The sequence below is a fragment of the Mycobacterium sp. SP-6446 genome (assembly GCF_001954045.1).
Taxonomy (GTDB): Bacteria; Actinomycetota; Actinomycetes; order Mycobacteriales; family Mycobacteriaceae; genus Mycobacterium.
In genome coordinates, this window is the sequence record NZ_MBEM01000177.1 from 1 (window position 1) to 614 (window position 614).

At 66.9% G+C, this 614-nt stretch carries 2 pseudogenes; one reads left to right on the forward strand and one right to left on the reverse strand.

The features are described from left to right. Positions 1 to 203: pseudogene (locus A5736_RS15835) on the reverse strand (dihydrodipicolinate reductase); the annotation flags it as partial. Positions 204 to 367: 164 nt separating this feature from the next. Between A5736_RS15835 and A5736_RS15840 the strand changes: the two are divergent. Then, positions 368 to 614: pseudogene (locus tag A5736_RS15840) on the forward strand (dihydrodipicolinate reductase); the annotation flags it as partial.

Genomic DNA, 614 nt, shown 5'->3' on the forward strand with positions numbered 1-614 from the left:
AGGGCGATCAGCGCGTCGGCATCGCTGGTGGCGGCGAGGCCGATCGGCTCGCCGTTGGCGAGTTCGCCGGCGTCCCTGCCGACCTTCTCCGCGGAGTGCACCCACACGCCGACCAGATCCAGATCGGGGCGTCGGTGGATGGTGCGGATCGCGATCGACCCGATGCCGCCCGTCGCCCAGACCACTACCCGCTGGGTCGTCATCCTGTTCCTCCTGTTAAGAGAGTAGGCACTATCCTAATGAACAAATCTTAGGTTATGGTGCTGTTGATGCTCACGCTGAGGTTCGACCTGCGTGCTCCGAGTTGGGCTGGGCCGGCCGCCGACTACGTGCGCCGCGGGCGCTCATGAGTAGGGAGGTGAACCCTATGCGTACCGTCGTGTGGTCGACGGGGGGAGTCGGGTCGATCGCCATCGATGCGATCCGCCGCCGGCCAGACCTGGAACTCGTTGGGGTATGGGTGCATTCGCCCGACAAAGTCGGCAGGGACGCCGGCGAACTCGCCAACGGCGAGCCGATCGGCCTCGCCGCCACCAGCGATGCCGACGCGCTGATCGCCCTCAAACCCGATTGCGTCATCTACGCGGCCAGCGGCCCCGAGCGCGACGCGCTGG